Here is a 13,248-nt window from a genome sequence, read left to right on the forward strand (position 1 = left end):
CTCCCTCACCACCCCGCACGACCAGGCCCCGGGCCCGCACGGCGACCGCACGGACCCGCAGCGCACGCTTTCGCACCTACCGCACGACCCAGTCCCAGGGCCGCACGGCGAGTTCGCGGTGCCGCCGGAGCGGCACGTCACGGGTTCGCACCCGCCGCATGACCCGGCCTCGGGTTCGCCGGACCAGCAGCTCACGGCGTTCCCTGTGCGGGGTCCGTCGGCGGATGAGGAGCCGGGGCGTGCCGGTGGGGCCGCGCCGTACCTGATCGCGGAGCCGTCCGTGGCCGAACTGGCCGCGTTGGAGCGGCGGCGGCAGGACGAGATCGCCCGCCTGTCGGAGCTGCTCACCGAGGAGGCCCGCCTGTCGGTGGTCCGGCGCGACCTGCTCCGCGTCGAGCAGGAGCTGGCCGAACTGGTCCGCGCCGACGAGGGCGTGGCCGCGCGGCTGGCCGTGCTCCCCGGGCTCATCGAGCGGGCCGAGGCCGGTCTCGCCGAGGCCCGGGTGGACGCCGCCAGGATCCCCGCCGTCAGGGCCGTGCGCGACGCCGCCGCCCACCTGATCGACATCGACGGCGAGCTGACCAGGCTGGCGGCCGAACTCGACACGCTGGCGCAGCGGGAGGCCGAGGTGGCCGCCGCCGAGGCCGAGATCCCCGAACGTCTCGCGGACGCCGGTGCCGCCCTAGCCGACGTACGCGCGCAGGCGGCGGCCGTCCCCGCCGCGACCGCGAGTCTCGACGCCGCCAGGGCTGCGCTGGAGGCCGCCCACCGGCGCGACGCCCTGGCCATGGAGCTGGAGGCGGCCGTGGCCGCGCACCAAGTGCTCGTCGACCAGGCGCAGGCCGTCCGGGAACGCTGGCTCGACCTGCGGCAGGCCCGCATCGACGGCATGGCGGCGGAGCTGGCCCGCGACCTGTCCGACGGCCTGCCGTGCGCGGTCTGCGGCTCCGAGCACCATCCGCATCCGGCCGCCCCGGCCGCGAGCGCGCCGTCGGCCGACGACGAGCAGGAGGCCGAGCACGCCCACGAAGCCGCCCTGGCCGAGCGGGAGGCGGCCGAGCGCGTGCTCGCGTCGCTGGAGTCCCGGCACGCGGACGCGGTCGAGGCCACCGGCGGCCTGGACGTGACGGCAACCGCGGAGCGGATGGAGCTGGCCGAGCAGGAGGTGTCCCGACTCCAGTCGGTGGCCGATCGCGAGCCCGCCCTGGCCGCCGCGCTCGACCGCGTCGAGATCGAGCGCGAACGTGTCCGCGACCGGGCCAGGGAGATCGCCGAGACGCTCGCCGCCCACCGCGCCCACCGTCGCCACCTGGAGTCCGAACGCACCCGCGTCCGCGACCGGCTCACCCGCTCCGCCGGCCCGGCGGACGGTCACGACGACCTCGGCGGCGGCACCGACAGCCGCCACCCGGACCACCACCAGGGCCGCGTGCCCGACGGCGGTCCGGATCCCGCTTCGGTCCACGTTCAGGATGACGTGCGGGGCAGCCGTCCGGATGAACCTCACAAGCCCGCGCATGGCGGTGCCGAGGTGGACGGCGAGCGGGAGCTGGCCGCCGCCGAGCGGGAGCTGCGGCGGCTGGAGGCGTCGGCGGGCCGGGAACGGGCGCTGGCCGAGGAGGCGGGCGGGCTCGGCCGGGAGCGGCAGGAACTGGACGAGCGTGGTCGCCGGGTGACCGCGCGGCTGGCGGCCTGCCGAACCCGGCACGAGGAACTGAGCGGGGACGCCGGGAGGCTGGGCACGCGGCTGGACGCGGCGCGCGGCGGCGACGCCACCCTGACGGCCCGCCTGTCCAGGCTGCACGACGAGGCGGAGCTGCTGCGCGAGGCGCTGGAGGCGACGCAGGCGGCGGTCTCGGCCCGCGACGAGCTGGCCAGGGCCGGGCAGGCGGCCGGCGAGGCGGCGGCGGAGGCCGGCTTCGCGGACGTGCGCGAGGCCGAGGCCGCCTGCCGCGGCGTCGCGGAGCGGGAGCGCAAGGCCGAACTGCTGCGCAGGCTCGACGACGAGCATGCCGCCGTGAGCGGCGTGCTGGCCGATCCCGAGCTGGTGGCCGCCGCGGCCGAGCCCGCGCCGGACCTGGCGGCGGCCGAGACCGAGCGCGACACCCTGGAGCGGTCGCACACGAGGCTGGCCAGCGCGCGTGACCGGGCCGAGGCGCGGGCCCGGCGGCTGGCGGAACTGCACGGCGAGCTGTCCGGCCGCATCGAACGCTGGCGTCCGGCGGCCGAGCGGCACCGGCTGGCCGAGCGGATGGCGTCGCTGGCCAGCGGCACCTCCGGCGACAACCAGTGGAGCATGAGCCTGTCGTCGTTCGTGCTGGGCGAGCGGCTGCGGCAGGTGGTGGCGGCGGCGAACGAACGCCTCGACCACATGTCGGGCGGCCGTTACCTGCTGCGCCACGACCTGGCGAAGACGGCGGGCTCGCGCGGCCGGGCGGGCGGCGGGCTCGGGCTGCGGGTGGCCGACGGGTGGACCGGTGTCGAGCGGGACCCGGCCACGCTGTCCGGCGGCGAGAGCTTCATCACCTCGCTGGCCCTGGCGCTGGGGCTGGCCGACGTCGTGGCGGCCGAGGCGGGCGGCGCGGAGCTGGGCACGCTGTTCGTCGACGAAGGCTTCGGCACTCTCGACGAGGACACCCTCGACGGTGTCCTGGACATCCTCGACGGGCTGCGCGACGGCGGCCGGGCCGTGGGCATCGTCAGCCACGTGGCCGAGCTGCGCTCCAGGATCACGGCCCAGCTCAAGGTGACCAAGACCCGTTCGGGCAGCACGATCGAGGCCGTGGGAACAGGGTGACCCGGCGCGGCGTCACCGCGCCGGGACCCACCGCCCGGCACTCAGGTAGCACGACCTGAGCCTGTGGCGGGTCACGGCCAGCGCACCTCCGGGGTGCGTTCCACGAACCGCGCGTATCGCTCGAACGCCCGCTCGGCCTCGGCCCGGTCGCTCCCGTGCAGCGGTACGAGCGGCTGGACGGTGATCCGCGCCCGGCTCGTCGTGAGGGTGCGTTTCCAGGTGGCCACGACCCGGCCGGCGCGTACCACGGTGGCCTGGAAGATCCCGTTGTTACCGGGGATGATGGCCGCCTTGTGCTCGTCGGCGACCATGAGCGAGCGGTCTTTGTAGCCCAGCAGGTATTCGTCGAACCCGGGCAGCACGAGCACCTCGTCGTCGCCGGCCGGGGGCGGGGCGGCGTCGAGGAGCGCGGCGTCGGCGTACGCCTCCACCCCGCTGACGGTCACCCGGGCCAGCGCGTCGCCGGCCACGGCGATGCCGCGTTTGGCGTCGGCCGCGGTCAGGCCGGTCCAGCCCGCGAAGTCGTGCCGGGTGGTCGGCCCGCGACCGCGGAAGTAACGCAGGGCGACGGTGCCCAGCGCCTCGTCGCGCTCCGGCCGGTGCGGGTCGGGAACCCACTCGTCGAGCAGCACGAAGCTCTGCTCGTTGCCGAGGTTGGGGGCGATGCACAGCAGGCCGCGCTGGCTGGCGTACCACAGCAGGTGGTAGCCGCGCTGGCCGCTGGTGTCGATGCCCTTGTCGGACAGCACGGCCAGGCACTCCGAGCGGCTCAGCCGCCCGCCGCCGGCCAGGGCCGCGCCCAGCACGTCCATGGCCTGGACGGCGGTCTCCTCCGAGAGGCCGAGTTGCTCGCGCCGGCGCGCCGCGCCGTTCAGCACCCGGACGCCCATCAGCTCGACCATCCAGCGTGCGTCGCGGGACGGGACGAAATGGATGGTGCCCCGCATCGGCCATGTGCGCAGCGCCTCGCGCCGCTCCAGCGCGACGGTGACGTCGGCTGCGGTGACTCCCGGCAGCCGCGCGCCGAACGACCACAGGCCGCTGGCCAGGTCCTGCGCCTGCATCGCGCCGAGCCGGGTCACCACCTCGGCCACGCTCGTCGCCCGGCCCGCGCCTCCCGGCGACGGGCGCAGCAGCAGGCTGGACATCCGCAGGTCGAGCACCTGCCGGGGGGTGAGTTCCACCGAGTATCGCCTCCTCGCGGGTCACCTTAGCCGTCGCCACCGACATTCCCGCCGGTGCGATCGCCTGCCGGCCGCCTCGGACGTCCTGACGAACGGCTCACGAGGCGACGTCCCGAAGCCCGATCGTCAGCGCGGGACGCGGCCGAGGTAGCGGAGCAGGTCGTCGGCGACCGGGGTGGCGGACGGGCCGGCGGCGGCCTCGACCACGGGGGCGTAGACGCCCCACTGGCGCAGCGGTTCGACGATTTCCCGCGCGGCGGCGAGAAGGTGGCCCGCGAGCTCGTCGTCGAGCGGGGACGGCCGGCCCGTGGCGACGGCGATGTCCCACGCGTGCACGGCGGCGTCGAGCGCGCACATCACCGCGGCGACCGGAGTGGGCAGGTCGCCGTGCGGCAGCGGCGTCGGAACGGTCGCGTCGTCGTCGGACACCGTCGCCCACGCCGCGCGGGCCTGCTCGACGGCGTCCTTCACCGGTTCCGCCGCGCCGCCTTCGACGGCGCCGGAGGGGGAGAAGGGGTCGTAGGCCGGGCCGTTCCCGACGCCGAGCAGCATCGCCCAGGCGAGCTGGTCGCCCGCGGCGTGCTGGATCACCTGGGTGACCGTCCAGTCCGAGCACGGGGTGGCGTCGTCCGCCTGGCTGTCGCGCACGACCGCGACGCTGTTCTCCAGCGCCCGGTACGAGGCGGCCAGCACCTCACGCCAGACCGGCCGCAGGGAGGTGACGGTGGCAGTGTCGATGGCGTTCATGTTCGTGCCTTTCGGTCTCGTTCTTTGCCGGTGACCTCAGCTTATGAACCCATTAGGCTACTTTTATGCCTAATAGTCGGTGGAGGTGAGAAATCGATGGCTTCGACGACAGACCGGGTGCTGCGCCTGCTGTCCCTGCTGCAGGACCGGTCCTTCACCGGCCGCGAACTGGCCGAGCGCCTCGGCGTCGCCGAACGCACGCTGCGGCAGGACATCCAGCGCCTGCGCGAACTCGGCTATCCGGTGCACGCGGAGCGCGGCGCGATCGGCGGATACCGGCTCGGCCAGGGCGCGAAGATGCCCCCGCTGCTGCTCGACGACGACGAGGCGGTGGCCGTGACCCTGGCCGTCGGCCTGGCCGAGGACGGCTCCACCGGGATCTCGGACATCGACGCCAGCCTCACCCGGGCACTCGCCAAGCTCCAGCAGATCCTGCCGAAACGCCTCCAGCACCAGGTGACCGCCCTGCGCTCGGCCACCGCGGTCGGGCCCGCCACGGTCGGCTCCCGCGAGCCGGACGCCCCGGTGCCCGCCGCCACCCTCACCGTCGTCGCGGGCGCGATCCGCGACGGCGCGACCCTGCTGGCGGCCCACGCCGGCACCGAGACCGAGGTGGAGCCCTACCGCCTCATCAGTTGGCGCCGCCGCTGGTTCCTGGTCGCCTACGACCTCGGCGCGCACACCTGGCGGGCGCTGCCCGTCGCCGACCTGGACGAGGTCCGGTCCGCGTCCCGCCGTTTCGCCGCCCGTTCGCTGCCCGAGGACGACCTCGTCGCGTTCGTCCTGCGCGAGGTCGCGCGGACCGGCTGGAAGGTGCACGCCCGCGTCACCGTCCTGGCCCCCGCCGAGACCGTGATCGCCCGGATCAACCCCGCCGTCGGCATCGTCGAAGCCGTCGACTCCCGCACCAGTGTGCTCGTCACCGGCGCCGACGCCCTGGAGACCATCGCCGTCTACCTCAGCATGCTGATGATGGACTTCCGCGTGGACGGCCCGCCCGAACTCGTCGCGCACATCCGCACCCTCGGCCGCCGCTACGCCGAGGCCCTCGACGGGTAGGTTGGCCGGCGTACCCGTCCGTTCGTCAGGAGCCGCTCATGCGCGTCGTCGTCACCGGAGCCCATGGCAAGGTCGGCAGGGCGGCCGTGCGCGCCCTTTCCGCGGCGGGTCACGAGGTGACCGCCACCGACCTGACCCGTCCGGTCTGGGAGCGGCCCGAGCCGGACGAACCGGCCTACCTCCAGGCGGACCTGACCGACGCGGGGCAGGCGTTCGCCGTGGTGCGGGGCGCGGACGCGGTCGTGCACGCGGCGGCCATCCCCGATCCCACCGCCAACCCGCCGCAGGTGGTGTTCCAGAACAACCTGATGGCCACGTTCAACGTGGTCGAGGCGGCGGTGCGGTTCGGGGTGCCGCGGCTGGTGAACATCTCCAGCGAGACCGTGCCGGGCTTCTTCTTCGCCGAGCGGCCGTTCCTGCCCGACTACGCGCCGGTGGACGAGGAGCACCCGATCCGGCCGCAGGACCCGTACGCGCTGGCCAAGCACTTCGGCGAGCAGCTCATGGACGCCGCGGTGCGCCGTTCCGACCTCCGCTGCGTCTCGCTGCGGCCGAGCTGGGTGCAGCACGAGGGCAACTACGAGCGCAACCTCGGCCCGCAGGTCCGCGACAGCTCGGTGATCGGGGCGGGGCTGTGGAGCTACATCGACGTGTACGACCTGGCGGACGCGATCGTGCTGGCCGCCGAGTCGGACCTGCCGGGGCACGAGGTGTTCTACATCGCCTCACCGGACAACGCGGGCGGGCACGACTTCGCCGCCGTGCTGCGCCGGTACTTCGATGACCGGATCGAGCTGCGCCACCTGGCCCGCCGCGACGCCTCGGGCATCTCGTGCGCCAAGGCCCACCGCCTGCTGGGCTGGACGCCGAAGCGGTCGTGGCGCGACTACCTCGACGAGAACGGCCGCGCCCGCACCGATCAGGAGTGACCTCCGGGCCGAGGCCGTGCCGCCCTGGCCGGGAGTGACGTCTGGGGCGAGGCCGTGCCCCGCCGACGTCTCCCCGGCCGGGAGACAGAACGGTCAGAGGGTGCTGATCAGGTCGGGCAGCGCGGCGTGGTGGTGGAAGAGCGTCGCGCCCAGCCCGTCCAGGCGGGAGGCGGGGGTGAGGCCGCCGGCGAAGGCCAGGCAGCGCATGCCGGCGCGCACCGCGGCGGTCACGCCGAACGGGCTGTCCTCCACCACCACGCAGCGCTCCGGCTCGGCCCCCATCGTGGTCGCGGCGTGCAGGAACAGGTCGGGCTCCGGCTTGCCCCTGGGCACGTCCTCGGCGCTGAACACCCGTCCGGTGAACCGCCCGGCCAGGCCGGTCAGCTCCAGGCTGCGGCGGATCGTCGCGTGCCGGCCGTTGGAGGCCACGCAGATCGGGACGGACAGCCGGTCGAGCGCCGCCTCGATGCCTTCGACCGCGCACAACTCGGCCTTGACGGCGGCGACGTAGTCGGCGTTGACCTGCTCGCGCCAGCCCGGCGGGGTCCGGCCGATCTGCTCGGCCCAGTACTCGTTCGTGCAGCCGACGAAGCGTTCCGCGTACTCGGCCTCGTCGATCTCCCAGCCGAGCCGCCGCAGCGCGGCGGTGCCCACCCGCACGGAGATCGGCTCGCTGTCCACGAGCACCCCGTCACAGTCGAAGATCACCAGATCGACAGCCAAACCGGTCCCTCTTTCTCAGGTGAAACGTAATATTGCGCAGGTGGTAGCGTCTGCGTATCGCCTAACAAGACGCAAGTCCGCATAGTGAGATGCCCATGACCACTTCCCCCCACCCCGCGGCACCCAGCAGGTCGCGGATCGCGGCGGCCAGCCTCATCGGCACCGCGATCGAATTTTATGATTTCTACATTTATGGCACTGCGGCGGCCCTCGTCCTGAACACCGCGTTCTTCCCCGAGATGGACTCGGTGGCCGGCACCCTGGCGGCGTTCTCGACGTTCGCGGTGGCGTTCATCTCGCGGCCCCTCGGCTCCGCCGTGTTCGGGCACTGGGGCGACCGCGTCGGCCGCAAGTCGATGCTGGTCGTCTCGCTGCTGGTGATGGGGCTCTCGACGGTCCTGATCGGCCTGCTGCCCGGCTACGCCGCCATCGGCGTGGCCGCCCCCGTGCTGCTGGTGCTGCTCCGCTTCACCCAGGGCATCGGCCTCGGCGGCGAGTGGGGCGGCGCGGCGCTGCTGGCCACCGAGCACGCGCCCCCGGGCAAGCGCGGCCTGTACGCGATGTTCCCGCAACTCGGCCCGTCGGCCGGGTTCATCGTGGCCAACGGGCTGTTCCTCGTCCTCGGCTCGGTGCTGAGCGACGGGCAGTTCGAGAGCTGGGGCTGGCGGCTGCCGTTCGTGGCCAGCCTGCTGCTGGTGGTCGTCGGCCTGTACGTGCGGCTGAAGATCTCCGAGACCCCCGTCTTCCGGGCGGCCATGGACCAGCGGCGGATCGCCAAGGTGCCGTTCGCCGGGCTGATGCGGCACCAGTGGCGGCGCGTGCTGCTCGGCGCCGGCGCGATGACCGTCACGTACACGCTCTTCTACACCGCCACCACCTACTGCCTGGCCTACGGCACCGACACCCTGGAGATCCCGCGCACCACGATGCTCGGGCTGACCATGATCGGGGTGCTGTTCATGGCGGCGGGCACGGTGATCTCCGCCCTGGTGTCCGACCGGCTGGGCCGCCGCCGCACGCTGATCAGCGGCACGCTCGTGGCGATCGTGTGGGGGCTGGTGATGTTCCCGCTGATGGAGACGCGCTCGATCGTGCTGGTCGGGCTGGCGCTGGCCGGGGCGCTCGCGCTGATGGGGCTGATCTTCGGGCCGATGGGGGCGTACCTGCCCGAACTGTTCCGGACGGAGTACCGCTACAGCGGCGCGTCCGTCGCCTACAGCCTCGGCGGCGTGCTCGGCGGAGCGGTGCCGCCGCTGGTGGCCACCAGCATGCAGGCCGGCGGGCTGGGCGTGACGGCGATCGGCGTCTACGTCTCGTCGATGGCCGTGCTGAGCCTGCTCTGCCTGCTCGCGCTGCCGGAGACCGGCGACCGGACCCTCTGACCGCCGTCGAGGACGCGTGCGCGGCCGGCTGGAGACTCTCGACGATCTTCCGGCGGGCGACCGTGCGGCTGGAGGGCGTCGAGCGCGCGGACGCGGGCTTCCGCCACGCGATGGCCCCCAGCCTGGCCGGGCCGAGCGGGCGGTCGTTCAGGAGCCGTCGTCTCAGTCGTAGCCGGGGAACATCAGCGACAACTCGCGCGGGTAGGCCGCGATCAGGCGCAGCTCGTCGTCCGTGAGCGGCCTGCCCGTCATCGCGTTGCAGAGCTGGACCAGCCGGAACGACAGCTCCTCGTCGGCCACGTCCGCCCCGAGGCCGTCCATGACGTGGCGGAAGCCGGCCTTGCCGCCGTACTCGCCGGTCAGCACCACCCGGCCCGGCCGCGCGTGCCAGTCCTCGGGGAACGGGCCCAGCGTCGCCTCGTCGTACAGCTCGTAGTTGCCGTGGTCCTTCAGCGCGCCGTCGGCGTGGATGCCCGACTCGTGCGCGAACGCGTTGCGCCCCACCCCGACCTGGTTGTACGGCAGCGGCTGGCCCAGCGCGTAACTCGCCCACAGGCCGAAGCGGCGGGCCCACTCCAGGTTCAGCGCGTCGCCGATCTCCGTGCCTTCGAGCCCGAACCCGTGGCGGAGGGCCAGGATCGTGGAGAGCAGGTCGGCGTTGCCCGAGCGCTCGCCGACGCCGTTGACGCACGTGTTGATCCACGCGTCCTGCCCGGCGTCGAGGTCGCCGAGCGCCCCCGACACCGAGTTCGCCACGGCCATGCCCAGGTCGTTGTGGCAGTGGGTCTCGACCGGCATCGCCGTGGCGGCGGCCAGCTTGGCGAACCGCTCGCGGATCCGGCCGGGCGTGTCGCCGCCGATGGTGTCGCAGTAGCGCACCCGGTCGGCTCCGGCCTGCTTGGCCGCCAGCGCGAACTCCAGCAGGAACCCGTCATCGGTGCGCGAGCCGTCCTCGGCGTTGACCCCCACGGTCAGCGCGCCCGCCTGCTTGGCCACGCGCACCGCCGCCGTCATCTCCCTGATGATCGCGTCCCTGTCCAGCCGCCCGCGGAACTTGTTCTGGATCATGTAGTCGGACGTCGAGATGGACAGGTTGTAGTGCTCCAGGCCGAGCGGCGCGGCTTTCTCCACGTCCTGCGGCACTCCTCGGCACCACCCGGACAACCTGAGGCTCCCGAACGCCCCCGCCCGCGCCAGCGCCACCTGCGCCCTGACGTACGGGACCTCGTGGAACAGGAACGGGAAGCCGATCTCGGACTGCGTCACCCCGAGTTTGGCCAGATAGAAGTTGACCATGGTCTTGCCGAACTTCGACAGGCCGGTGCGCGCGGTCTGCACGCCGTCCCTGTTGGTGACGTCGAGGAAGTGAACGTGTGGCATGTCTCCACGTTGACATGCGCGTTCAACGTGGATCAATATTGATTTTCGTCAACTATGAAGGGTGCTCGGCGTGGAGTGGATCGACGCGGCCACGGCGGCACAGCGGCTCGGGGTCAAACCCGCCACGTTGTACGCGTACGTGAGCCGGGGCGTGCTGCGCCGGCGGCACGGCGAGGACGGGCGGCGCAGCCTCTTCTCGGCCGAGGAGATCGAACGCCTCGCCCGCCGCGGCCGGCCGCGCAGCCAGCCGCCGGAGCTGGTCATCGAGTCGAGCGTCACGGCGCTCGGCGTGGACCGGCCGCACTACCGGGGCATCGACGCCCTGGGGCTGGCCGGGACGGTCCCGTTCGAGACGGTCGCCGAGTGGCTGTGGACCGGCGACCGGGACGTCTGGGCCGGCGAGCGGCGGACGTCCGCGGGGCCGTGGCGGTGCGAGCCCGACGACGGGCTGCGGGCCGCCGTCGCCGCGCAGCGCGGGCTGCCTCCCGACCTGCTGCCCCTCGACCGCCTCCAGGTGATCACCACGGTGCTCGGGGCGTCCGACACCCTCCGCTTCCAGCTCGACCCCGCCTCCGTCAGCGCCACCGGGCGGCGGCTGATCGCGGGCCTGGTGGACGCGCTGCCCCCGCTCGGCGATCCCCAGGGCGACTCGGTGGCCGAGCGCCTGTGGTCCCGCCTGTGCCCGAGCCCCGCCACGCCCGCCCTGCTCACCGCCATGCAGGCCGCGCTCGTGCTGCTCGCGGACCACGAACTGGCCGCCTCCACACTGGCCGCCAGGGTGGCCGCCTCCGCCAGGGCCGACCCGTACGCCGTCGTCCTGACCGGGCTCGGTGTGCTCGGCGGGCCGTTGCACGGCGGCGCGTCGTACGGTGCGGAACGCCTGCTCGCCGAGATCGCCGAGCCCGGCCAGGCGGCCCGCGTCATCGCCGGCCGCCTGCGCCGCGGCGAGCGGGTGCCCGGCTTCGGGCACAGCGTCTACAAGAACGGCGACGGCCGCGGCGGCGTCCTGCTCGACCTGGTCAGGCGGGCCGCGCCGGGGCACGGGCGGATCGCCGTGGGGGAGGCCGTGCTGGCGGAGATGCGGCGACGCCGCCTGCCCGACCGCAACATCGACTTCGCCCTCGCCATCCTCGCCGCCGTCGGCGGCATGGTGCCGGGCGCGGGCGAGGCCATCTTCGCGGTGGCCAGGGCGGCGGGGTGGCTGGCGCACGCGATGGAGGAGTACGAACGCGACTCCCTCCTCCGCCTCCGCGCCTCCTACACCGGCCCCCCGATCACCTGAGATACCCGCCTCGACCACGGGAGGCCCCCGGCCCTTTCGCCAGGGCCCTCGATCACCTGAGAAACCCGCCTCGACCACGCGAGGCCCCCGGCCCCTTCGCCAGGGCCCTCGATCTCGTGAGGAAGCCCGGCCCCGGCCGGCCGCTCAGGCGGGCCGGGCCCTGATCACGTGATGGGAGTCCGGCCCGGTCGGTCGCTTCGGCGGGCGCGGGTCCGATCAGCGGCCGGTCGTTCAGGCGGGGGCGGGGGTGCCGCGGTCCACGTACGCGGCCAGGGCCCGTACCCGCTCGGCGTGCTGGTCGTGCCCGACGATCACCGGCGGCTCGTTGTACGGCATCGCGTCCGACGAGCGCCGCAGCTTGATGTACTGCCCGCAGGCGTCGATCGCGTACGGCTCCATGTCGTCCTGCAACGCCCCGATCACCGTGATCCCGTACGTCTCCCCGATCCGCCGGAACAGCGCCACCGCCTCCCGGCGATGCTCCTTGCCCAGGTTGCGCCCCAGCTCGTCGAGCACCAGGCACAGGTGCCCGCCGCCGGAGGAGGCGATGGCCGCCGCGCACACGAGCTTGACGGCCTTCTCGTCCATGAGCGCCGTGTTGGCCCGCCGGTTGTACGGCACGAACCCCTGCCCCTCGCCGCGCCGCCACTTCGGTGTCACCCGCCACTGCCAGCGCTGCTCCGGGTCGGCGGGCGCGGGCGGCAGCGGGAACTCCAGGGTCGCGCCGTAGCCGCCGTAGGAGGTGTCGAGCTTGTCGAACTCCTCGGCCACCCGGGTCAGCCGGGCCTTGATCGCGGCCGTCAGCGCCGCCCGGTGCACGGCCGTGGACCGGGCCGCCTCCTCCGCGCCCCTGGCCGCCGCCGACAGGTCGCGCTGCCGGGAGACGACCTGCGCCTCGATCTGCCGCCGCTGGTGCCGTTCGTACTCCTCCTGCCCCCGCAGGTACGACGCCAGCGCCCCGCACACCGCCGGGAACGTCGCCTGCTCGCGCGCCGTGCTGCCCTCCCGCTCACTCAGCAGGAACCGCAGCTCCTCGGGGATCTCCGCCTCGTCCTCGGACCGAAACGTGTCGCGCAGCGCCTGGTCGAGGTGGCGTTCGGCGACCCGCCACCACTCGTCGGCGGCCCGGGGCCGCTCCTCCTCGGGCAGCGCCAGCAGCCAGGCGCGGGCGGTCTCGGTGGTGCCGCCCCAGTCGGCGGCCAGCGCGCCGAGCTTGAGCGCGTCGCGCTCTGTGGTGACCCGCGACTCCTGGTCGCGCGCCTGCGCCCGCTCGGACTCGTGCCGCTGCCTGCGGCCCTCCAGCCGTTCGATCTCCATGTCCCTGGTGCGTGCGCGGAAGTCGAGCGCGCCCGCCTGACGTTCGGCCTCGGCGACCTTCGGGGTCAGCTCCTCGACGGCCGCGTTCAGCTCGCCCAGCCTGGCCCGCCGTTCGGCGAGCCTGGCCTCCACCTCGGCCAGCCGCACCCCGGCCCTGGCGCCCTCCAGCCGCCGCTGCGCCTGCGCGACGGCCTCCTCCTCGTCGCGGACGGCCTGCGCCGCGCTCTCCTGCACGTCTTTCGCCCGGTTGAGCCGCTGCTCGGCGGCCTTGATGCGGGCCTCCCGCCCGGTCGCCACCCCGTCGAACGCCCCGACGACGCTCACCCCGGCCGCGCTGACCAGCACGGAGCCCGGCAGCTCGGCCAGGGCGGCGGGCAGGAGCTGGGTGCGGCGCTCAAGGCGCGCTTCGGCAAGGGGGCCGGTGGGGCGCGCGCGGGCGGGCTCGCGC

General features: G+C 74.1%; 9 protein-coding genes and 1 pseudogene. 5 read left to right on the top strand and 5 right to left on the bottom strand.

The genetic code is table 11. From position 1 onward, the window contains the following. Window positions 1–2,797: SbcC/MukB-like Walker B domain-containing protein (locus tag FAF44_RS47420; RefSeq protein WP_237110034.1), on the top strand; the 2,797-nt coding region annotated here is incomplete at its 5' end. A 71-nt stretch (window positions 2,798–2,868) separates the two neighbouring features. On the opposite strand, the gene FAF44_RS47425 is transcribed toward FAF44_RS47420, so the two are convergent. Both FAF44_RS47425 and FAF44_RS47430 read right to left on the bottom strand, forming a co-directional pair. Continuing rightward, complete coding sequence (locus FAF44_RS47425; protein ID WP_237110035.1) at window positions 2,869–3,981, bottom strand: winged helix DNA-binding domain-containing protein; 1,113 nt, start codon at window positions 3,979–3,981, stop codon at window positions 2,869–2,871. Window positions 3,982–4,107: 126 nt separating this feature from the next. After that, entirely contained in the window at window positions 4,108–4,728 is a 621-nt protein-coding gene (locus tag FAF44_RS47430) for a TIGR03086 family metal-binding protein (protein ID WP_237110036.1), read from the bottom strand. Between the two features lie 96 nt (window positions 4,729–4,824). Between FAF44_RS47430 and FAF44_RS47435 the strand changes: the two genes are divergently transcribed. Then, window positions 4,825–5,787, top strand: coding sequence for a YafY family protein (locus tag FAF44_RS47435; protein WP_237110037.1), 963 nt, complete (start codon window positions 4,825–4,827; stop codon window positions 5,785–5,787). Between the two features lie 38 nt (window positions 5,788–5,825). Further along, entirely contained in the window at window positions 5,826–6,716 is an 891-nt protein-coding gene (locus tag FAF44_RS47440; RefSeq protein ID WP_237110038.1) for an NAD(P)-dependent oxidoreductase, read from the top strand. A gap of 93 nt (window positions 6,717–6,809) precedes the next feature. Here FAF44_RS47440 and FAF44_RS47445 read toward each other — a convergent pair whose 3' ends face one another. Beyond that, the gene (locus FAF44_RS47445) at window positions 6,810–7,439 is read right to left on the bottom strand and encodes an HAD family phosphatase (RefSeq protein ID WP_237110039.1); all 630 of its coding nucleotides are present in this window, start codon (window positions 7,437–7,439) and stop codon (window positions 6,810–6,812) included. A gap of 95 nt (window positions 7,440–7,534) precedes the next feature. On the opposite strand from FAF44_RS47445, the gene FAF44_RS47450 reads away from it, so the two are divergent. After that, window positions 7,535–8,821, top strand: a complete 1,287-nt coding sequence (locus FAF44_RS47450; protein ID WP_237110040.1) for an MFS transporter — start codon at window positions 7,535–7,537, stop codon at window positions 8,819–8,821. A gap of 162 nt (window positions 8,822–8,983) precedes the next feature. Here the strand turns inward: FAF44_RS47450 and FAF44_RS47455 are convergent, their stop codons facing one another. Beyond that, complete coding sequence (locus tag FAF44_RS47455; protein WP_237110041.1) at window positions 8,984–10,201, bottom strand: LeuA family protein; 1,218 nt, start codon at window positions 10,199–10,201, stop codon at window positions 8,984–8,986. Between the two features lie 70 nt (window positions 10,202–10,271). Here FAF44_RS47455 and FAF44_RS47460 point away from each other — a divergent pair, with 70 nt between their 5' ends. Continuing rightward, on the top strand, window positions 10,272–11,483 hold the full coding sequence (locus tag FAF44_RS47460) for a citrate synthase (protein WP_237110042.1): 1,212 nt from the start codon (window positions 10,272–10,274) through the stop codon (window positions 11,481–11,483). A gap of 231 nt (window positions 11,484–11,714) precedes the next feature. On the opposite strand, the pseudogene FAF44_RS47465 reads toward FAF44_RS47460, so the two are convergent. Further along, window positions 11,715–13,248 (bottom strand): annotated as a pseudogene (locus FAF44_RS47465) (chromosome partitioning protein ParA); the annotation flags it as partial.

This window comes from Nonomuraea sp. MG754425 (assembly GCF_021699195.1).
Lineage (GTDB): Bacteria > Actinomycetota > Actinomycetes > Streptosporangiales > Streptosporangiaceae > Nonomuraea.

Bases quoted from the DNA above. Each gene is read 5' to 3' on its own strand.
- FAF44_RS47430 (WP_237110036.1), bottom strand. From the start codon at position 4,728: ATGAACGCCATCGACACTGCCACCGTCACCTCCCTGCGGCCGGTCTGG.
- FAF44_RS47455 (WP_237110041.1), bottom strand. From the start codon at position 10,201: ATGCCACACGTTCACTTCCTCGACGTCACCAACAGGGACGGCGTGCAG.
- FAF44_RS47450 (WP_237110040.1), top strand. From the start codon at position 7,535: ATGACCACTTCCCCCCACCCCGCGGCACCCAGCAGGTCGCGGATCGCG.
- FAF44_RS47435 (WP_237110037.1), top strand. From the start codon at position 4,825: ATGGCTTCGACGACAGACCGGGTGCTGCGCCTGCTGTCCCTGCTGCAG.
- FAF44_RS47440 (WP_237110038.1), top strand. From the start codon at position 5,826: ATGCGCGTCGTCGTCACCGGAGCCCATGGCAAGGTCGGCAGGGCGGCC.